At 68.3% G+C, this 17653-nt stretch carries 18 protein-coding genes and 1 pseudogene; 9 read left to right on the forward strand and 10 right to left on the reverse strand.

Annotated elements, in window-relative coordinates; all coding sequences use genetic code 11:
- Nucleotides 1-88 precede the first annotated feature (88 nt).
- The 3 genes from AWC03_RS21205 to AWC03_RS21215 are packed head-to-tail and all read right to left on the reverse strand — an operon-like array spanning nt 89 to nt 3076.
- Entirely contained in the window at nt 89-916 is an 828-nt protein-coding gene (locus tag AWC03_RS21205; protein ID WP_085242682.1) for a mycofactocin-coupled SDR family oxidoreductase, read from the reverse strand.
- Nucleotides 913-2490 (reverse strand): flavin-containing monooxygenase, encoded by a 1578-nt coding sequence (locus AWC03_RS21210; protein ID WP_085242683.1) that lies wholly within the window; start codon nt 2488-2490, stop codon nt 913-915. The genes AWC03_RS21205 and AWC03_RS21210 overlap by 4 nt, the downstream gene beginning before the upstream one ends.
- On the reverse strand, nt 2483-3076 hold the full coding sequence (locus AWC03_RS21215; RefSeq protein WP_085242684.1) for a TetR/AcrR family transcriptional regulator: 594 nt from the start codon (nt 3074-3076) through the stop codon (nt 2483-2485). Before AWC03_RS21215 ends, AWC03_RS21210 begins: the two co-directional genes overlap by 8 nt.
- A gap of 96 nt (nt 3077-3172) precedes the next feature.
- On the opposite strand from AWC03_RS21215, the gene AWC03_RS27965 reads away from it, so the two are divergent.
- The 4 genes from AWC03_RS27965 (at nt 3173) to AWC03_RS21235 (ending at nt 5808) form a co-directional block, all read left to right on the forward strand.
- Nucleotides 3173-3490, forward strand: coding sequence for a hypothetical protein (locus AWC03_RS27965; protein ID WP_249025928.1), 318 nt, complete (start codon nt 3173-3175; stop codon nt 3488-3490).
- Between the two features lie 145 nt (nt 3491-3635).
- Nucleotides 3636-4898 (forward strand): TetR/AcrR family transcriptional regulator, encoded by a 1263-nt coding sequence (locus tag AWC03_RS21225; RefSeq protein ID WP_085242685.1) that lies wholly within the window; start codon nt 3636-3638, stop codon nt 4896-4898.
- Nucleotides 4899-5220: 322 nt separating this feature from the next.
- Entirely contained in the window at nt 5221-5445 is a 225-nt protein-coding gene (locus AWC03_RS21230; protein ID WP_085242686.1) for a hypothetical protein, read from the forward strand.
- A 9-nt stretch (nt 5446-5454) separates the two neighbouring features.
- On the forward strand, nt 5455-5808 hold the full coding sequence (locus tag AWC03_RS21235) for a hypothetical protein (protein WP_085242687.1): 354 nt from the start codon (nt 5455-5457) through the stop codon (nt 5806-5808).
- 42 nt (nt 5809-5850) lie between these two features.
- Here AWC03_RS21235 and AWC03_RS27525 read toward each other — a convergent pair whose 3' ends face one another.
- From AWC03_RS27525 to AWC03_RS21245, 3 genes are all read right to left on the reverse strand, one after another.
- Nucleotides 5851-6018 (reverse strand): hypothetical protein, encoded by a 168-nt coding sequence (locus AWC03_RS27525; protein ID WP_167542648.1) that lies wholly within the window; start codon nt 6016-6018, stop codon nt 5851-5853.
- An 82-nt stretch (nt 6019-6100) separates the two neighbouring features.
- Nucleotides 6101-6790, reverse strand: a complete 690-nt coding sequence (locus AWC03_RS21240; protein WP_169716543.1) for a class I SAM-dependent methyltransferase — start codon at nt 6788-6790, stop codon at nt 6101-6103.
- Between the two features lie 61 nt (nt 6791-6851).
- Nucleotides 6852-7751, reverse strand: a complete 900-nt coding sequence (locus AWC03_RS21245; RefSeq protein WP_085242689.1) for a class I SAM-dependent methyltransferase — start codon at nt 7749-7751, stop codon at nt 6852-6854.
- 101 nt (nt 7752-7852) lie between these two features.
- Between AWC03_RS21245 and AWC03_RS21250 the strand changes: the two genes are divergently transcribed.
- Both AWC03_RS21250 and AWC03_RS21255 read left to right on the forward strand, forming a co-directional pair.
- A complete protein-coding gene (locus AWC03_RS21250; RefSeq protein ID WP_085242690.1) occupies nt 7853-8275 on the forward strand; it encodes a nitroreductase family deazaflavin-dependent oxidoreductase in 423 nt (140 codons plus the stop codon).
- Nucleotides 8276-8564: 289 nt separating this feature from the next.
- A complete protein-coding gene (locus AWC03_RS21255) occupies nt 8565-10127 on the forward strand; it encodes a SulP family inorganic anion transporter (protein ID WP_085242691.1) in 1563 nt (520 codons plus the stop codon).
- A gap of 3 nt (nt 10128-10130) precedes the next feature.
- On the opposite strand, the gene AWC03_RS21260 is transcribed toward AWC03_RS21255, so the two are convergent.
- Complete coding sequence (locus AWC03_RS21260; protein WP_085242692.1) at nt 10131-10988, reverse strand: LLM class F420-dependent oxidoreductase; 858 nt, start codon at nt 10986-10988, stop codon at nt 10131-10133.
- A gap of 218 nt (nt 10989-11206) precedes the next feature.
- On the opposite strand from AWC03_RS21260, the gene AWC03_RS21265 reads away from it, so the two are divergent.
- Entirely contained in the window at nt 11207-12154 is a 948-nt protein-coding gene (locus tag AWC03_RS21265; RefSeq protein ID WP_090421386.1) for a 2-hydroxyacid dehydrogenase, read from the forward strand.
- 76 nt (nt 12155-12230) lie between these two features.
- Nucleotides 12231-13049 (forward strand): formate/nitrite transporter family protein, encoded by an 819-nt coding sequence (locus AWC03_RS21270; RefSeq protein WP_085242693.1) that lies wholly within the window; start codon nt 12231-12233, stop codon nt 13047-13049.
- 16 nt (nt 13050-13065) lie between these two features.
- Here AWC03_RS21270 and AWC03_RS21275 read toward each other — a convergent pair.
- Nucleotides 13066-13413, reverse strand: a pseudogene (locus tag AWC03_RS21275) (LLM class flavin-dependent oxidoreductase); the annotation flags it as partial.
- A gap of 106 nt (nt 13414-13519) precedes the next feature.
- On the opposite strand from AWC03_RS21275, the gene AWC03_RS21280 reads away from it, so the two are divergent.
- Nucleotides 13520-13966 (forward strand): ATP-binding protein, encoded by a 447-nt coding sequence (locus tag AWC03_RS21280; RefSeq protein ID WP_085242694.1) that lies wholly within the window; start codon nt 13520-13522, stop codon nt 13964-13966.
- A gap of 12 nt (nt 13967-13978) precedes the next feature.
- Here the strand turns inward: AWC03_RS21280 and AWC03_RS21285 are convergent, their stop codons facing one another.
- Together AWC03_RS21285 and malQ are read right to left on the reverse strand one after the other, a co-directional pair.
- Nucleotides 13979-15337, reverse strand: a complete 1359-nt coding sequence (locus AWC03_RS21285) for a WS/DGAT/MGAT family O-acyltransferase (protein WP_085242695.1) — start codon at nt 15335-15337, stop codon at nt 13979-13981.
- 216 nt (nt 15338-15553) lie between these two features.
- Nucleotides 15554-17482: a 4-alpha-glucanotransferase gene (malQ, locus tag AWC03_RS21290; protein ID WP_249025929.1), complete on the reverse strand. Its 1929-nt coding sequence runs from the start codon at nt 17480-17482 to the stop codon at nt 15554-15556.
- Nucleotides 17483-17653 lie beyond the last annotated feature (171 nt).

The following is a 17653-nucleotide window of genomic DNA, read 5'->3' on the forward strand; positions in this document are numbered from 1 at the left end:
CCTCGCGCAATCGGCGTTGACCATGCCTAGCCGCCGGCCAGATCCGGGCTGACCGTCCAGGGCTGTGGCCGCAGCAAATTGTCGGGGCTCAGATCTTCAAATAGCCTTTGTCGGCGGGGATCTGGGCGGCGGTGACCAACGAGGAGGCGTCGCTGGCCAGCCAGACCACGATGTCGGAGATCAGGTCGGGGGCGGCCAGCGACTCGGTCGGCAGCGCGCCCGGCGAGAAGCTGTGGATGTAGTGCGGATGGTCTTGGAAGGTCTGGTACATCGACAGGTCGTTGCCCATCGGCGTGTCAGTGCCGTAGGGATGCACCGAGTTGACGCGGATGCCGAACTCACCGAGTTCCACCGCCAACGAGTTGGTCAGCCCGACCACACCGAACTTGCTGGCGCAGTAGTGCCCGCAGCCGGGGACGGCCTTGATGCCCGCCGCGGAGCTGATGTTGATGATCGATCCGCCATTGCCGGCGGCGATCATCGGCGGGACCACGGATTTCATGGTGTTCCACAGCCCGGTCAAGTTGGTGTCGATGGTCTCCTGCCATTGCTGAGCCGAAATTTCCCATAGCCTGCCCCAATTCAGCACGCCGGCGTTGGCCACGACGATGTCGAGCCGGCCGAATTGTTCGATCGCGTTCGCCACCACTCGCTGCTGGCCCGCCAGGTCGCGGACGTCGACCTCGTCGGCGATGATCTTGCGGCCCTCGCCCTCGACCAGGTTGACGGTTTCGGCCAGCTCCTCGGGGAGCGCCGGGGGGTAGCCGTTGTGTGCGGCGACCGGCGCGCAGGCGTCGATCGCGATGATGTCGGCGCCGGCCCGGGCCAGCCGGACGCAGTGGGAGCGGCCCTGGCCGCGGGCGGCCCCGGTCACGTAAGCGACCTTGCCGGCCAGTGGGGCGACGGGATCGGTCATGCCGAGAGCTCCTCTGCTTGAGACTTTGCCTGAGAATCACCGGCACGTTGATAGCTGAATTCGTAGTCCGACAATGGGGACCGCCGGCTGAACCGGCGCGACGCGGTGATGGTTTGCGGCCGGTGATACACGGTGTCGCGCTGCGAATTGACGAAATACGTGGAAAGGCGGGGGTTGCACGCCGTCAGGTACAGGTGGACGGCCTTGCCTTGGCGGTGCATCTGTTCGTTCCACCGGTCGAACGCCGCCGGGCTGACGGCAACGCTCGTCGCGCCGCGACGCCGGGTCTCGTCGATGAGGCGCACCGCGTGCGCGGCCATCGTCTCGACGAAATCGGGCCAGGCGAAGCCGACGAAGCCGAGCGGTCCGACGATTTCCCACCGGTTGGGCAAGCGCGGGTGCGCCGTTCCGGCGTAGCTGCGCAAGCCATGAGCGCGGTAGTCCTGGGCGAGGTCGAACCCGTTCTCGCCCAGTATCGTTCCGGGACGGTACGTTTCGGGATCGGTCCACAGCTCGTAGCCGGTGGCCAGCACGATCAGATCGGCCGGGTGGTCGACGCCGTCGGTGGTGCGGATGCCGGTCGCGGTGATCCGATCGATGGGAGCGGTGATCAGGTGAGTGCCCGCGTGGTTGAACACCGGCAGGAAGCTGCTGGAGATGACGGGACGTTTGGCGAGCAGGCCGTACCGGGGGACGAGAGCGCGACGTGTCCGCGGATCCTTGACCACCGAACGCACCAGCAGCCGGTAGAGCATCCGGCACCACGCGTCGTATAGGGGCATGAGCCGCACCAGCATTCGGTCGGGGAGCCGCGGCAGCAGGTGCACCAGCGGCGCGACCATGAGGGCATCCATTCCCGCCCGGCCCAGCGCGTTGATGGCATCGACCACACCCGGCAGGCGCAGCGCGAAGCGCATCCACGGCCTGATGTCGAAGTCGATCTTGGGCAAGACCCATGCGGGGGTGCGCTGGTAGATGTCGAGGGTGGCCGCCCGCGCCGACACGGCCCCGGCGATCTGGACACCGCTGGATCCGGTACCGATGATCGCGATGCGCTTGCCCGTGGTGTCGTAGTCGTCGTCCCACGCGTTGGGACGCAGGACGGTCCCGGTGAAGTCGTCGACGCCGGCGATGTCGGTGACGTCCTTGGCGTTGACGTAGCCGCCGACCGAGTTGATCACGAACCTCGCGGACACCGAATCCCGGCCGTTGAGCTTCAGCCGCCATCGGGACGCCTGCGCGTCCCACTTCTGTTGGACAACTTCGGCGTTCGGGCGCAGGTACGCGTAGAGCCCGAGGCGCGCGGCGGTGTCACGCAGGTAACGGTAGATCTCGGGGCCCGGCGCGAAGAACCTCGTCCAGTTGGGGTTGGGCGCGAACGACAGCTGGTACCAGAGCACGGGGATGTCGACGGCGAGGCCCGGATAGTGGTTGTCTCGCCAGGTGCCGCCAAAGTCATGGCCGCGTTCGAGGATGACGAAATCGGTTATCCCCTTGTCGCGCAGGAGCTTGGCCGCGGCGATGCCGCCGGGGCCGGCGCCGATGATTGCGACTTCGTAATCGGGGTCAGGCACGTTGCGCCCCGATCAATCCGGTGATCATGTGATCGCTGACGAACCGCCGGACCGCCCGAGGATTGTCGAGGTTCACCGAGATGGGCGGGATGAGCTCGAAACTGAACAACATTCGCACGATCCATTCACTGGCGCGCACGGGGTCGATGTCGGCTCCGACTTCCCCGCTGCGCTGGGCGGCTTTGACCAACGGCTTCCACAGCTCGATCGAACGGCGCATCAACTCGTCGCCACCGTGCTCCAGCAGCAAGACCAGGATGCTCTGATTGATGCCGCGGGACGTCGACAGCGATCGCTGACGATGCGCACAGATCAGCACCGCGACGGCCGCGGCCTGGTCGGCCAGCGTGCCTTCCTTGGCGACCTCCACGGCCATGGTGGCGATGAACCCGGAGGCCAACTCGTTGAGCGCCGCGGCGATGGCGTTGTCCCGGGTGCCCAACAGGTTGTGCACGGTGCCACGGGACACGCCGGCGGCCTCGGCCACCGCCGTCAGGCTGAATCGCCGCGGCCCCAGGTGGCGCAGCGTGTCGGTCGCGGCCGTCAACAACGCGGTCGGTACGGGTTTGACGGCGTCCACCGGCATTTGGACACATTAGCGATTTGTGTTCAAAGCGGTCAACGGTTGACCGATGCCCGAGGCGTCGGGCATGCGCTTTGCGTCCTCGTGAGAGCGATCGGAATGCTCGAACGGGCGGCGTCGTTGGTTGCCGATATGCCCACCGGAATCATCCTGATGGCGCGCCCGGATGCCGCCAATCTCGTCGACGATGTGATCGCGCAAGCCCGAGGAGCTTATGAGCACGGTGTCACCAACGTGATCGCCAGGGAACAAGTCGCCGGCGCCGTCGAACTCGCTGCCATCGGACCGGAAGACCTTGTCGTGCAACAGTTGCGCCGCTATCTCGATGCGGGTGCCACGGATCTGGTGATCAGCCCGATCGACCGCTCAGCGTCGGTGGACCGCGAGGCGCTGGGGAGAGTCACGGCCGCGGTGTGAACCGACGGGTGTCAATCGGCGACTGGTCGCCGAACAGGACCACCTCGAGCTGGTGCGTGGTCGAGTGATTCACCGCCATATAGCGGCGAGCGCGGGCCGGAGATCGGCCCCCCACTTCGGCCACGCTGCGGCTACGGTGATCTGTATGCCGCCGGCCAGCCGCTCGTCTACCAAGGAGGTCAAGCGGCGCCCCAAAGACCGCAAGGCACAGATCGCCCGCGCCGCCGCCGACGCCTTCAGTGAGCTGGGCTACCACGCGGTCAGCATGGAAAACATCGCGGCTCGGGTCGGAATCTCGGCGGCGGCCCTGTACCGGCATTCGCAGGGCAAATACGACCTCTTCAGGGACGTCTTCCTTGCGCTCGGTCAACAGCTCGTCGACGCGACCGCCTTCGCCGACGCACTGCCGGCCGACGCCGACCCCGAGGAGACGCTGCGCGCCGTCGTCAGCGCGCTCATCGATTCGACGATCGTCAACCGCACCGCCGGGGGGCTGTACCGGTGGGAGGGGCGTTACCTGCGTGGCGACGATCAGATCGCGCTTGCCGAGCAAGTCAAATTGCTCAACCGGCGCCTGCAGCGGCCGTTGGTCCAGATCCGCCCGGAGCTGACATCGCGGCAACGTTGGATCCTGTCCGCCGCGACCCTGAGTGTCATCGGCAGCATCACCGATCATCGTTCACGACTCGGCATTGCCGAGATCCGGGCGACGCTCTCCGACATCGCGGACGCCGTGTTGCAGGCGGACTTGCCGGCGTCACGCACGAGTACGCCCGAGCCGGTACGGCCGGCCACGCTTACCATCGCCGCCGGCAGCTATGAGCTGCTCCTGCACGAATCGATGCGGCTCTTCAACGAACGGGGCTACCGCGAAACCGGCATGGAAGACCTCGCGGCGGCCGTCGGCATACCGGTCGCAAGCATCTACCAGTACTTCCCGAGCAAGGCCGCCATCTTGGCCGTCTCCTACCGGCGCGCCGCAGACCAGCTGTCCGGTGACCTCTCGACGATCCTGGCCACCACCAGTGATCCCGACCGGGCGCTGGCCCAACTGATCGACGCGTACGTCACGCGATCGTTGGCGAATCCCGAGTTGGCCTGCGTGTATTACACGGAACGTCATAACCTGCCCGACACGGATGCCGTACTGCTGTACAACATCCAACGCTCCACCGTCGAGTCCTGGGCGCGGCTCGCGGTGGCGGCCCGGCCCGATTTAACGCTGGGCCGGGCGCGGTACGCCGTCCACGCCGCGTTCGCCCTCGCCGTGGACATCGGGCGACTCGTCCTGCCCGACCCGAACCAGCCCGCTCGCAACACGGTACGCCGGATGATGGAGGTGACCGTCTTGGGCAGACCCCTGACCACGTTCGGTAGCCCGCACCGTTCCAGCACGCGCCGCCGCTGACCGACGCCGATTGCACCGGCAGTCGGTCAAAGATCCACCACCAAATAAGAGCCGGCGCGAGAATAAGTACCCACTTGCGCGGCGGAGCCGTCTCGCGGTCTGCGGTTGACCAAGGCTAGGGAAACCCCAAACCTGTTGACTGGGAGCAATTCCGCTCAAGCGGCCAAAGTCATGTCTCGGCAGTAGCCATGACCATGCTCTTCACAAACCAGCCGAATAGCGATTAACATAGCTGCCATCTGACCCACCCGCCGCGGCGTGGCGACATTCACGCCGTCGTGCGCCGGCGCGACCCGGTACGCCCGCGCGAAAGGCACATCCGATGCTCGACAAGATTCGTCGCCTGCTCGACTACCAGCTGACGATCGCCGAGCTGCTGGGCCTGGCCGTGCTGCTGGGCACGCCGTACCTGATCGTCGGGGTGATCTGGTCGTCCACTCACACGGCGCACCTGCGCGACATGCACGGCGTCGACCTGGTGGTGTCTTTCCTCGGCTCGATCGTGTCATGGCCCGTGCTGATATTCGCCAACGTGTGCATGACCTAGGGGAGTGACATGACCAGACGTGGACCGCTGATCTTCGCGGTGGCCGCAGTAGCCCTGGCTATCGGGCTGGGCGCCTTACGGTTCCCCGTGTTCATCGACGCCTACGACCAGTTCGGCTGGCAGGTCAAATGCGGTAGCGGTTTCACGACCGACCTCACCCAGGCGGCGGTCGCTGACAACAGCAACGGCCACGGAACACCCGCGCAACCCGCCCGGTCCAGCACGAACTACGTCGGCCAATGCGACGACGCGCTGCTGATTCGGCGCGCGTGGGCTATCTCCACTGCGACGGTCGGTGGCCTCACGTTGATGGGGCTGGCGGCCGCGGCGCTCGCACAGGACCGCCGGCGGGCCGGGGGCTGAGGCGCTTCCGCTGTACGGCGCCGCTATGCGTGGCTGCGCAGCCTAGCGCGTGCTTTCATCGGCCGTGTCATGGCGGGACTGCTGCAACCCCGGCGCGTCCGGGTCGTCGTGCTGATGCTCGAGTTGTTCCTGCAGCTTGCGCTGTTCCTCGGTCGCCTGCCTGGCATCCTCGGGCGCGGGCGGCGGGTCGACATTGACTTGCTGGTCCACGTGAGATCTCCTCCGGCCGGTGCTGTCGCTCCAGGCAGGGTCTCCCGAATCGCGCGCCGCGAAACCTGCCGGCGTCCGGGCGCTAGCCGAGGTGCGCGGACAGCAGCCAGGCCCGCATCGACTTGCGGCCGTTGCCCTCGTCGCGGATGTCGGTGCCGGCGACGGCCCCGAATCCGTCCAGGACGCTGTCGGGAACGTTGGCGTGGATGCGTGCCGGCCGGATCTCGTCGATCACCCAGTATTTGGCGACCACATCGCGCAGCTCGTCCTCGGTCACCGCGTTGATCGGGCTGTCGGCCGGCATGCCTTCGCGGTCGAAGACCAGCACGAAATAGGAGGCGCCGGGTGCGGCCGCCCGCACGATGGACTGCTGATAGCCCTCACGCAGCTCGACGGGCATCGAGTGGAAGAGGGTGCTGTCGACGATGGTCCCGAAGCGACCGTCGTTACCGCCGAACGCGCTGATGTCCGCGACATCGAATGTGGCGTTGGCAAGGCCGCGCCTGGCCGCCTTTTCGCGGGCCAACTTGATGGCGGTGGGCGACTGGTCCAAGCCCACCGTGGTGAAGCCGCGCTCCGCGAGGAACAACGACACCGCCGCCTCCCCGCAGCCGGCATCGAGGACGTCGCCGTGGAACTTCCCGGCCTCGATCAGCGCCGCGATCTCCGGCTGCGGTTCGCCGATGCTCCACGGCGGGCGGTTGCCCTCGCCCATCTCCGGGGCCTCGCCCCGGTAGGCGGCTTCGAACATTTCGTGAGTCGGTTGAGACATGCCACCGTTATATCAACCACGCTGATATATGTCAACGGGATTGATATGGTTTCCGGTTTCCTTATCGCAGGGTTGCGGTCAGGTAACCGGAATCCTCGCCGAAGGAAGCCAGCTCATCGTCGGGAACGTCGAATCCGTGGGCGGCGAAGGCCTCCTCGGTTGTCCGGATGTCGACGTGCCAACCATGCGCCGCCAGGTATTCGGCGGCGGTATTGCGGTCGCCGGTGTAGAAGAGCTCGGCCAAATTGATGTCGGAGCCCAGGCGTTGTGACCGCTCGGTCAACTTCTGCGCCCAGTCCGTCGGGATGTTGCGCAGATCCATGTGTTCGGTCGCGATCCGGCTGCCCGGCGCGGACAACGCAACGATGTTGTCGAACAAACGGTCCTGCGCCTCGGGCGGCAGGTAGACGAGCAGGCCTTCGGCGCTCCACGCAGTCGGGGCGCCGGCGTCGAAGCCGGCCCCGACCAGGGCGGCCGGCCAATCCCCGCGCAAGTCGATCGCCACCGTGCGGCGCTCGGCGGCCGGCGCGGCGCCCAAGTCGGCGAGCACCCGCGTCTTGAACTCGATGACGTCGGGCTGGTCGATCTCATAGACCAGCGTGCCGGCCGGCCAGGGCAGGCGGTAGGCCCTGGTGTCCAGGCCGGAGGCCAGGATGACCGCCTGGCGAATGCCGGCTTCGGTTGCCTGCATGAAGAAGTCGTCGAAGTAACGGGTGCGGACCGTGATCTGCTCGTTGACGGCCCGGCGGTTGAGCAGGGGATCGTCGGAGCGGTCGATCTCGTTGTCGAGGAGCTTGACGAAGACCTCGCTGCCCACCGCGCGTACGAGCGGATCGGCGAGGGGGTCGTTCAGCAGGGGCCGGGGCCCCTGCGAAGCGATTGCCCGCTGTGCGGCGACCGCCGTTGCCGTCGCTCCGACGCTGGAGGCCAGGTCCCATCTGTCGTTGTCGGTGCGGGCCACGCCTCATCCCCTCCAATTAGTTAGCTCGTTTAAGCGATACCGTCCACTCTACGCGTCCGGCTGGGGGATGACTGCGGAGCGAGGACGTGTTGAGATCGGGTATGGCCGACGAGATCGAACTGAGCCCTAGGGGCTGGGTGCGCGACCAGACCGAGCAAATCCTCAAGCAGGGCACGACCGACGGGGTCGAGATTCTGGGTCGGCCCGTCGTGCTGGTGACCGTGACCGGAGCAAAGTCCGGCAAGAAGCGGTACGTGCCGATGATGCGCGTCGAAAACGACGGCCGTTACGCCATGGTCGCGTCGAAGGGCGGCGCCCCCGCCCATCCGTTGTGGTACTCCAACCTCAAGGCCAATCCGGACGTCACACTGCAGGACGGCGAAAAGGTGTTCGCGCTGAGGGCGCGCGAACTCGAGGGGGCCGAGCGCGAGCAGTGGTGGCAACGGGCGGTCGAGGCTTACCCTCCCTACGCCGAATATCAGGAGAAGACAACGAGGCGGATACCCGTCTTCGTCCTGGAGTAGATGCGCTGCGCCGCAGGTGATTTCGCCGGGCGGCGCGAAGCAGGGGTCATCGACACCCCGACCGTTCTGCGCGGCAAAAGATTTGCATTCGATATGCGCCCGGACCGTCGGGTTGCGACCGGGTTGACCGGCCCATACCGTCGATACGCATAGGCAGGGCACGCTGAGCAGAACAACGACGTTCCCGGCGGCGGTGATCCATTGTGCCCCAGATGTTTACAGTGCGCTCTTGGCGCGTCACGGGTGGCTACCCGAACGCGCCCCTCATTGCACATCCCAGGGAGGGCCGATGCTACCCGCCGGGCGGCCACGCGAAAACGACAGCGAGGGGGCGGAACCGACGCGCGCCGATCGGTGGCGCGCGGTCATGCAGTACGACCTGCCGGCGTCGTTGGTGGTCTTTTTGGTGGCGCTTCCATTGTCGCTGGGGATTGCGATCGCATCCGACGCCCCCGTGCTGTCCGGCTTGCTCGCGGCGATCGTCGGAGGCATCGTCGCGGGGTGCCTCGGCGGGTCACCGTTGCAGGTCAGTGGTCCGGCGGCCGGACTCACGGTCGTCGTCGCCGATCTGGTCTCGCAGTTCGGCTGGGCGGTGACATGTTTCATCACCGTCATCGCCGGAGCGCTGCAAGTCATGTTGGGACTCAGCAGAATCGCACGGGCAGCTCTGGCGATCTCACCGGTTGTGGTGCACGCCATGCTCGCCGGAATCGGGATCACGATCGCGCTGCAGCAGGTGCACGTATTGCTGGGTGGTGAATCGCAGAGCTCGGCCTGGACGAACGTCGTCGGCCTGCCCGCGCAAATCGTCGGTGCGCACCGGCCCGGGGTCGTCCTGGGCCTGCTTGTCATCGGCATCCTGGTCGCCTGGCGCTGGGTCCCGCCCCGGGTGGCCAAGATCCCGGGCCCGCTCGTCGCCATCGTCGCCGCCACCGTTCTCTCGGTTGCGTTGCCGTTCAACGTCTCCCGCATCAGGCTGGACGGCTCGGTGCTGGAGGCGCTGCGGCTGCCTCAGCTGCCCGAGGGCGACTGGGGGGCGACGGTGATCGCGGTGATCACCGTCACGCTGATCACCAGCGTTCAAAGCCTGCTGACCGCGGTCTCGATCGATCGCATGCACACCGGGGCGCGCACCGACTTCAATCGCGAGCTGATCGGGCAGGGGGCGGCGAATATGGCGTCGGGCGCGATCGGCGGGCTCCCGATCGCGGGCGTGATCGTGCGCAGCGCGGCGAACGTCAACGCGGGCGCCAGAACTCGCGCCTCGACGATCATGCACGGGGTCTGGATCCTGTTGTTCGCCGTGCCCTTCGCGGGGCTGGTCGAACAGATCCCCACCGCGGCGCTGGCGGGTTTGCTAATCGTCATCGGAATCGAGCTGTTGAAGCCGGCCCACATCGAGACCGCTTTGCGCAACGGCGATCTCGTCGTCTACCTGGTGACCATTGTCGGCGTCGTCTTCCTCAACCTGCTGCACGGCGTGATGATCGGTCTCGTCGTGGCGGTTGTCGTGACCGGGTGGCGGGTGGTGCGCGCCAAAGTGGAAGCCAAGCCGGTGGGTGACGAATGGCACGTGATCATCGAAGGGGCGTGCACCTTCCTCGCCCTGCCCCGGCTGACGGGCGTGCTCGCGACGATCCCCGAACGCACCACGGTCACCGTGCACCTGCTGGCCAACTACCTCGATCACGCGGCGCACCAGGCGATCAGCGACTGGCAGCGCCGGCATTGCGCGACCGGCGGAGAGGTCAAGGTCCACAACGGGCTGATGGAACCTCATGGGCGCGTGCGCAAGCCGCCGAAAGCCCACCGCGCCGTCCACCTGAGCCTGGTCGAAGCGGAAGCCGGTTAGCCGCTACTTCAGGTCGGCCGCGACCCGCTCCAGCGCGGCGAGGTGGTCGTCGACGGTCGCGAGCCCCGCGTTCATGGTGTTGACCGACAGGTGGGTGGCGCCCGCGGCGCGCCAGGCCGCGACGTCGGCGGCGGCCTTGTCGCGGTCGCCGGTCCAGCTGACCCGGCCTTCCATGCCGAGGCCGGCCGCGTCCCGGCCCGCGGCCGCGGCGGCGCGCTGCACCTGCGCGCGCGCATGGTCCAGGCCCGGTCCCGGAACGGTCATCGGGAACCAGCCGTCGGCGAGCCGTCCCGCGCGTTCCAACCCGCGGTCGGAGGCCGCGCCGATCCACACGGGAATCGGGCGTTGGGTGGGCAGCGGCGCCAGTCCCGCGGCGGTGACCGTGTGGTATGTGCCGTCGAATGTGACCGATCGTTCGGTCCACAGCCTGCGCAAAAGCTCGATCTGCTCCTCGGAGCGCCTGCCGCGATTGGTGAACGTCTCGCCCAGCGCCTCGTATTCCACGGCGTTCCAGCCCAATCCGATGCCCAGGCGGAACCTGCCACCGGTCAGCAGATCGGCTTCGGCGGCTTGCTTGGCCACCAGTGCCGTCTGCCGTTGCGGCAGGATGATGACACCGGTCACGAGTTCCAGTGACGTGATCGCGGCCAGGTAGCCGAACAGGACGAACGGCTCGTGGAACGTCGAGTCGATGTCGTAGGGCCCATCCCAGCCCCGGTGCACGCTCGGGTCGGCGCCCACCACGTGGTCATAGGCGAGGATGTGGGTGAAGCCGAGCCCTTCGACTGCCTGCCCGTACGTGCGGACGGCTGCGGGGTCTCCGCCGAGCTCTGTTTGCGGGAACACGACTCCGATGCGCATTCGTGTTGCAACCGCACCGCAGCGCCGTTGCTTCCCGCACGCGCCGAAAAAGTTTGGGACGGTGCCGTCTTCGCGCCTCGCGGCAAGTGGTCGCTCGAAGCGACGATTCTGAAGTGGTACCCGGGGGAATGTCCGACACCGTCGCGGTTGACAACGACGGTCGGCGCCCGGATATTTCCCCCACACTCGATGATGGAGAGGTGACCAGAACAAAGATCATGAGCGCGGTGCGGGTCGGCGCCTTCGAGCCGACCTTCGAAGCCGAGCTGAGCGCGCGCTACGACATCGAGAGGCTTCCCGACGGCCCCGGGCGGGCCGCCTTCCTGGCCGACCACGGGGCCGACGTCCGGGTGGTGATCACATCCGGCTCACCCGGCATCGACGCCGACATGATCGCGGCGCTGCCCAACCTCGAGGTCATCGTCAACAACGGGGCCGGGGTGGACCTGATCGATCTGCGGGCGGCGCAACGCCGCGGCATCGGCGTCAGCAACACCCCCGACGTCCTGTCGGAAACCGTGGCCGACACCGCCCTGGGCCTGATCCTGATGACCCTGCGCCGCTTCGGCGCCGCGGACCGCTACGTGCGGGCGGGCCGATGGGTACGCGACGGCCCTTTTCCCTATGGCCGCGACGTCAGCGGTCTGCAGGTCGGGATATTGGGCCTGGGCCGGATCGGGTCGGCCATAGCGACCCGTCTGCTCGGATTCGACTGTGCCGTCGCGTATCACAATCGCCACCGCATCGACGGGTCGCCGTACCGCTACGCCGGCTCGCCGGTGGCGCTCGCCGAGTCGGTCGACATACTCGTCGTGGCCACCACCGGCGACCACGAGACCCGCCATCTGGTCGACCGCACGGTCCTCGAGGCGTTGGGACCGGAGGGCTACCTGATCAACATCGCCCGCGGCAGCGTCGTCGATCAGGACGCGCTCGTGGAGTTGCTGGCCGGCGGGGCGCTGGGCGGGGCGGGGCTGGACGTCTTCGCCGACGAACCGCACGTGCCGGCCGAGCTGTTCACGCTCGACAACGTGGTGCTGTTCCCGCACATCGGCAGCGCGACCGCCCGAACCCGCAGGGCGATGGCGCTGCTCGCGATCCGCAACCTCGAGAGTTACCTCGACAGGGGCGAACTGGTGACACCCGTGCTGCGACCGCGCAGGTGACGGGGCCGGCGGATCATGTCAGATGCCTCACACCGGATGGTCCGCCCGCGGGATAACGGGTATCTGGCCATCCACCATGAGTGAGACCACCCAACGCCAGCTCGGGCAGACGGACAGTCCGATCGAGGACGAGCTCGAGGACGCCTTCAGCAGGATGCTGAGCGAGGGCACCCAGCGCCTGCATCGCACCTGGCGCGGCGTGCTGGTCACCGGCTTCTTCGGTGGCACCGAGGTGGGAATCGGGGTGCTCGCCTACCTGGCGGTGCTGGACGCCACCCACCGCCCGCTGCTGGCCGGCGTGGCGTTCTCGATCGGATTCCTCGCGCTGCTGCTGGGCCGCAGTGAGCTGTTCACCGAGGGTTTCATCATCCCCGTCGTCACTGTGGCCGCCAAGCGCGCCAGCCTCCCGCAGCTGTTCAAACTCTGGGGCGGCACCATGTTCGCCAACCTGGTGGGTGGTTGGGTGATCATGTGGCTGATCATGACCGGATTCCCCGAGCTGCATGCGCAGACCATCGAATCCGGCACCCACTTCGCGACCGCGCCGCTGTCCGGCCAGAGCATGGCGCTGGCCGTTCTCGGCGGCATGGTCATCACGCTGATGACCCGGATGCAACACGGCACCGATTCCGTCCCCGCCAAGATCGCCGCCGCCGTCGCCGCCGCCTTCCTGCTCGCCGGGCTGCGGCTGTTCCATTCGATTCTTGATTCGCTGTTGATCTTCGGCGCGCTGGCCACGGGCAAAGCGCCGTTCGGCTACCTGACCTGGCTGGGTTGGTTCGCCTACACGGTGGTGGGCAACATGCTCGGCGGCCTTCTGTTCGTGACGTTGCTGCGGTTGTTGCGCAGCAAGGATCGGCTCGAGGAGGAGCGCGCCGACGCCGAGTCCTCGTGACGAGCTTCTGTGCGCGTCAAAGCAGTTGCGGCATGACCTCGCTCGCCACCAACTCCAGATGCGCCAGATCGGACAGGTCCAGCAACCGGGTATAGACGCGCTGCACGCCGATGGCTTTCCAGGCGTCCAGCCTGTCGACGATCTCCGTGGGCGTGCCGACGAGTGGGCTGGTTGCCGCGTATTTCGCCGCCAGCTGCGGGGTCCGTTTGGCCTGATGCTCCTTCTCGAACCAGCCGCCGCCCAAGCCGAATTCGACCCGCCCCGAGCTCATCTCGTCCACCTGCGCCACCGCGATGGCCAGCGGGCCCGGATAGCGGGACGCCGCGTAGGTCACCAGGGTGCCCAGCCGGATGCTCGATATCTCTGTATGTCGTTGGACGGCAAGCCGATTCCCAATGGCTACCCGGCCGTGGCCAAAGCGAGACGGCCAACAAGTTAACACCACGCCCGCAACTGGGTATGCCCTTAGCATGACCTCACTTCTTCCACCCACGGTCGTGACTCCCGCGCGGTTGACCTGCGCCGGTGCCGCCGACGCCGTGACGGCGGCCGAACTGCGGCGCGCCCTGCGCCGGTGGCTTCAGGAGGTGACTGAGGCCCCCGCGGAGGTTCGCGACGACATCATCCTCGGCGTCAACGAGGCGCTGGCCAACTGTGTCGAGCACGCCTACCGGACCCACCGCGCGGCCGGCACCATGAAACTGCAGGCCAGCCACGACCCCGCCGCCCAGTCGATCAGCGTGTGCGTCAGCGACCGCGGATCGTGGCATCATCCCTCGCCGCAGCGCCTCAGCGATCCACGCCGGTCTCGCGGCATCATGCTGATGCACGCACTCGCCGACCACTGCACCATCAACGCCCACCCCGACGGCACCACGGTGTGCCTGGACTACACCACCCGGCCCCGGACGTCCTAGCCCGTCACCCGGTTACACCCCGACGGCGCGCTCGAGATCCTTCAGCGACGTCTCCAAGTGGCCCAGCAGCCGCTGCAGGTGTGGCACGCTGCGGCGGCAGCCCACCAGGCCGAAGTCGAGGTTGCCGGCGTTGTTGGTCACGGTGATGTTGACCGCCTGCCCGTCGAGCGGAATGGACAGCGGATAGTTTCCGTCCAGCCGCGCACCACGCCAGTACAGCGGCTCCGAGGGTCCGGTCGACACGTTGGAGATGACGATGTTGAACGGCGGTGACGCCGCCGACAGGTAGCCGGGGATCAGCCCGAAGAACAGGCCACCGATGTTGAATGCCGACAGCGCCAGCTGCTGAACCGGGGGCAACTGCTGGAACACCTCTTTGGTGTCGCGGATCGAAGTGCCGATGATCTCGAGACGCCGCGCCGGGTCGTCGAGGTCCGTGGCCAGGTTGCACAGGAATGTGCCGACCTGGTTGCCTCCGCGGTCGTCGTCGGCCTTGCGGAGATTGACCGGCACCATCGCCGTCAGCGGGGCGTCCGGCAGCGCGCCCTGCTCGAGCAGGTAGGCGCGCAGCGCCCCGGCACACATGGCGAGCACGACGTCGTTGATCGTCACCCCGGCCGTCGACTTGACCGATTTGATCCGGTCCAGCGACCACGACTGGGCGGCCACCCGGCGGGCGCCGCCGATCCGGACGTTGAACATGCTGCGCGGCGCCCGGAACGGCAGCGTGAGCTGTTGCTCGAGCAGCGCGGCCCGGGCCAGCTTGAGCGTGGACGGCGCCAGGGCGAGCGCCGAACCGGCGACGTCGCCGGCGCGCCCGAGCAGCGACCGGCGCTGGTGCCCCCCGCCACGTTTGCGCGGACCGAGACTCCACGGGACGCGCACCTCGTCGTCGTGCGGGTCGGGGGTGAAGGCGCGCTGCACCAGCCGCATCGCCGACACGCCGTCCATGAGGGAGTGGTGGTACTTGGTGTAGACCGCGTACCGGCCGTCCTGCAGGCCCTCGACCAGGTGGGCTTCCCACATCGGGCGGTGCCGGTCGAGGAGGCTGCCGTGCAGCCGGGACACCAACTCCAGCAGGTCGCGGACCCGGCCAGGCTCGGGGAGGGCCGAGCGGCGCAGGTGGTAGTCGAGCTCGACGTCCTTGTCGAACGACCACGCGAGGTTGGTCAGACCGCCGAAGAAGGCCGGATGCTTGCGGAACGTTGGTTGCACGTCCGTGCACTCGAGCATGGCCTGGTAGGACTCCCGGACGAAATGGGGTCCGGCGTCCTCGGGCGGTTCGAAGAGTTGCAGCGATCCCACGTGCATCGGGTGTTCGCGCGACTCGCCGATGAGGAACAGCGCATCGGTCGGCGATATCGGTTCCATGGTCAACCCCGTTCTTTCGTTGCGCCGTCCACGCGGCACACGCCCATGTCGTAGTAGCCGCAGCGCGCGTTTGTTAATCGCGAATCACCGCGCCGAATCCGGTCACCGGCCGAAGCGCTTGCGGGCGCGGCAGTTTGGGCGCATGCGCGCGAACGGGGGCGGTCGAGGGGTGAAGGTGCCGGCGAATGCCCGAAACGGGACGGGCGGGTGCGGCGGCTATCGCGACTTGCGGAAGGCGGCGGTGATCCCGGCGACCCGGGGGTCGGCGCGTAGCTCCTCGAGGGTGGCCGGTAGCGGAAGCCGCCAGTTCGGATACTCGTCGATGGTGCCCGGCAAGTTCGGCTGGCGGGGTTCGGCCAGCACGTCGTATGGCGAGATCAGCTTCAGACGGCTGGGGGTGGCCGCCAGCAACCGGTGCATCGCGGCGATGATCGCGGTTTCGTCCGGGTCCGGACCCGCCAGCAGGCCCTCGGCGCGCAGCAGCTCCAGCCACTCGGCGCGTTCCTTGTCGGCCACCGACTGCTCGCCCGCGACGTCGTCGAGCAGGCCCAGGTCGGCGCGCACCCGCACGTGTTCGCCGCGCAGGAATCCGGCCGCCGTGGGCAGGTCGTGGGTGGACAGGCTGGCCGCCGCCCGCGACGGCCACTTCGCCGGCGGAAGCAGCGGCTCGCCGGGCGCCGACTGGTCGCGGGTGAACCAGGACACCGCGCACCCGAGCATCTCGTTGTCGGCCAGCGCCTGGGTCACCTCCGGTTCGACGGTGCCCAGGTCCTCGCCGACGACGGTGGCGCCCGCCCGGTGCGCCTCCAGCGCCAGGACCGCCAGCATGACGTCGGCGTCGTAGTGCACGTAGGTGCCGCGATCCGGGCCGTCGCCCGGCGGAATCCACCACAGCCGCCACAGCCCGGCGACATGGTCGATCCGCAGACCGTCGGCGTGGCCGAGCACCGCCCGCAGCATGTCCCGCAGCGCGGCATAGCCGGTGGCGGCGAGGCGGTCCGGCCGCCACGGCGGCAGTCCCCAATCCTGTCCCCGCGGGGTGAAGTTGTCCGGTGGCGCCCCGACGCTCACCCCGGCGGCCAGCACGTCGGCCAGCGCCCACGCGTCGGCGCCGTTCGCGTCCACGCCCACCGGCAGGTCGTGCAGCACACCGAGCGCCATTCCCGCGTCCCGGGCGGCGTCGCGCACGGCGGCCAACTGCTCGTCGCAGCGCCGCTGCACCCAGGCATGGAACGCCACCCGCGGCGCCAGCTCGCGGCGGGCCGCCGCTACCGCCGGCCCGGCGACGTCACGCAGCGGCGCGGGCCATCGGGTCCACCGGCCGCCGTGGCGTTCGGCCAGCGCGCAGTACGTGGCCCAGTCCCGCAGCCCCGTCCCGGCGGGCGATTCGTCCAACGGGCTGGGCCGGCCTTCGGCTCGCCACAGCAGTTCCAGGGCCGACCGTTTGGCCGCCCACACCAGGTCATAGTCGATCCGCTCGGTGGTGGCCGAGACCCGCAGCGCGTCCACCTCCGCGCGGGTGTCCGGATCGGCCCGCCGGTACGCGTCGAGGTCCTCGACCCGCAAGGCCAGCGGAGTGGCGAACCGCCGGCTCGACGGGGTGTAGGGGGACGGCTGCACCGGATGCGTCGGACCGGGCGCGTGCAGCGGGTTGAGCAGCACCGCGCCGGCCCCGTGTTCGGAGGCCGTCCACTCGAGGAACTCCCGCAGGTCGCCCAGGTCGCCCACGCCCCAGGACCGCGCCGAGCGCAAGCCGTAGAGCTGCAGCATCCACCCCCACGTTTCCGGCGTCGGCGGCACGCGCGGCGGCGCGGCCACCAGGGTCGCTTCCTGGCCGTCGTCCAGGTGCAGCCGATACCAGCCCGGGGTCAGGTCACCGGGCAGCTCGTCGCGCACCTCGATCCGCTCGCCGTCCTCGCTGACCAGCAGGGCGGCGCGGGGCATCGGCCGGGGACGTCCGCCCACCCGCACGGCGACGGTCGGCGCCAGGGCGCCCGGGCGGTCACGCTCGGCCAGTCGGGCCAACTCGCGGCGCCGGTCGGCTTCGCTCGCGGCCTCGACGTCGAGCAGGCCGAGCACCCGGATGACGACCTCGGCGTCGACCTGCACGGGCTCCCGCCGCTCGTTGCGATAGGAGGTCGCCACCCCGTGTGCCGCGGCCAACCGGCGGAGGTCATCGGGAACCGGCTTGGGCTGCGCCGTCAACGCGGCGGCCCGGGTGGGGCGTCCGCAGGGGCGGCCGGACGGCGGTGACGCTGAAGCACAACGCTTATATACCCAGGCCGGGGATTCTCACACGCCCCACCCAAAGGCGTT

It is taken from the genome of Mycobacterium europaeum (assembly GCF_002102155.1).
GTDB lineage: Bacteria > Actinomycetota > Actinomycetes > Mycobacteriales > Mycobacteriaceae > Mycobacterium > Mycobacterium europaeum.

Excerpts from the sequence above, each read along its gene's own strand:
- AWC03_RS21205 (WP_085242682.1), bottom strand. The coding sequence starts at position 916 with ATGACCGATCCCGTCGCCCCACTGGCCGGCAAGGTCGCTTACGTGACC.
- AWC03_RS21215 (WP_085242684.1), bottom strand. The coding sequence starts at position 3,076 with ATGCCGGTGGACGCCGTCAAACCCGTACCGACCGCGTTGTTGACGGCC.
- AWC03_RS27965 (WP_249025928.1), top strand. The coding sequence starts at position 3,173 with ATGCTCGAACGGGCGGCGTCGTTGGTTGCCGATATGCCCACCGGAATC.
- AWC03_RS21225 (WP_085242685.1), top strand. The coding sequence starts at position 3,636 with ATGCCGCCGGCCAGCCGCTCGTCTACCAAGGAGGTCAAGCGGCGCCCC.
- AWC03_RS21230 (WP_085242686.1), top strand. The coding sequence starts at position 5,221 with ATGCTCGACAAGATTCGTCGCCTGCTCGACTACCAGCTGACGATCGCC.
- AWC03_RS21235 (WP_085242687.1), top strand. The coding sequence starts at position 5,455 with ATGACCAGACGTGGACCGCTGATCTTCGCGGTGGCCGCAGTAGCCCTG.
- AWC03_RS21240 (WP_169716543.1), bottom strand. The coding sequence starts at position 6,790 with ATGTCTCAACCGACTCACGAAATGTTCGAAGCCGCCTACCGGGGCGAG.
- AWC03_RS21250 (WP_085242690.1), top strand. The coding sequence starts at position 7,853 with ATGGCCGACGAGATCGAACTGAGCCCTAGGGGCTGGGTGCGCGACCAG.
- AWC03_RS21255 (WP_085242691.1), top strand. The coding sequence starts at position 8,565 with ATGCTACCCGCCGGGCGGCCACGCGAAAACGACAGCGAGGGGGCGGAA.
- AWC03_RS21260 (WP_085242692.1), bottom strand. The coding sequence starts at position 10,988 with ATGCGCATCGGAGTCGTGTTCCCGCAAACAGAGCTCGGCGGAGACCCC.
- AWC03_RS21265 (WP_090421386.1), top strand. The coding sequence starts at position 11,207 with ATGAGCGCGGTGCGGGTCGGCGCCTTCGAGCCGACCTTCGAAGCCGAG.
- AWC03_RS21270 (WP_085242693.1), top strand. The coding sequence starts at position 12,231 with ATGAGTGAGACCACCCAACGCCAGCTCGGGCAGACGGACAGTCCGATC.
- AWC03_RS21280 (WP_085242694.1), top strand. The coding sequence starts at position 13,520 with ATGACCTCACTTCTTCCACCCACGGTCGTGACTCCCGCGCGGTTGACC.
- AWC03_RS21285 (WP_085242695.1), bottom strand. The coding sequence starts at position 15,337 with ATGGAACCGATATCGCCGACCGATGCGCTGTTCCTCATCGGCGAGTCG.